The organism is Mitsuaria sp. TWR114, from assembly GCF_007997345.1.
On sequence record NZ_VOSR01001046.1, the window covers coordinates 1 to 1,250 of the forward strand.

General features: G+C 68.4%; 1 protein-coding gene and 1 pseudogene. Both read right to left on the reverse strand.

Annotated features, from left to right (window positions below):
* Positions 1–260: pseudogene (locus tag FUT87_RS27180) on the reverse strand (hypothetical protein); the annotation flags it as partial.
* A 103-nt stretch (positions 261–363) separates the two neighbouring features.
* On the reverse strand, positions 364–1,250 hold an 887-nt coding region (locus FUT87_RS27185), incomplete at its 5' end, for a DMT family transporter (protein ID WP_147242991.1).

Here is a 1,250-nt window from a genome sequence, read left to right on the forward strand (position 1 = left end):
CGCAGCGGCAGCGCGCCGACGATGCATTCGTCGTCCGGATGCGGTGCGAAGACCAGGACTTGCGGGGACGGATGGGCCGAGGCATCGGCAGCGCCGCGGGCGCCCGAAGGCGCCAAAGGACTGACACCGGTACGCAGTGGCTGCCCCAGGAGGGCATACCAGCTGCTGATCCAGGACTCCCAGTCCGCCTGGCTGGCGGTGGCGGCGACGACGGTCGGAAGCGGAGGCGTGAGGGCCGGGGAAGGGGCGTTCGCGTTCATCGGCGGGGATGGGCGGTTCGGAAGCGAGCGCTTCCGGCAAGTTCGATCAGCCCATCTTAGCGGGTGAATCCCTAAATGGTATTACATTGGTAGTAAAACTGGACTAAGACCGGTGGAATCCCTGGGTTCGACTGGTCTGGCGCGCCGGCCAGGTGGCGAGCATCACGCCGCCAAGCGCCAGCGCATAGGCCACCAGCTGGATGGCGTTCATGCGTTCGCCGAGGAAGACCAGTCCCACCAGCGCCGTCGACACCGGCAGGAACACCATGAAGACGCCGGCCTTGGCCGCGCTGACGTGCTGCAGGCCCTTCATCCAGAGCCAGACCGTGATGGTGCTGGCGGCGATCGCGTAGAAGAGCAGCAGGCCCCAGTCCTTCACCGCGACGGCGCCAAAGTCGAAGTCCATCGCCTGCCACAGGCCCAGCGGCGTGACGAGCACCAGGCCCCAGAGGTTGATCAGCGCGCTGATGCGGCGCGGCGGCAGGTCGGCGGTCAGGCGCTTGCCGATGACGACGTAGCTGGCCTCGCAGCACATCGCGCCGACCAGCAGCAGCGCGCCCCAGCCCGAGGTCGGCGCGCCGGCACCGTCGCCGTGCTTGCTGAGCGCCACCAGCGCGATGCCGCCGACCGCCATCGCGATGCCGGCCAGCGTGCGCGGGGCGATGCGCTCGCGCAGGAAGAGCCAGCTCATCAGCGCGACCGTCGCCGGGATGCCGGCCATGATCACGCCGGCCACGACCGCCGAGCTGTGCTTCATCCCGAACAGCAGGCAGATCGAGAACAGGAAGTTGCCGAAGAAGGATTCGAGGAAGAGCAGCCATCGGGTGCGGCGGGAGAGCGGTGCCTCGGCCGGCCCGCGACGCAGCCACGGCAGCATGAACACCGCGGCCATGCCAAAGCGCAGGAAGGCCAGCAGGAAGACCGGAAAGACCAGCACCAGCAGCTTGGACAGCCCGACGTAGCTGCCGATCACGCTGGTGCTGGCGGCCA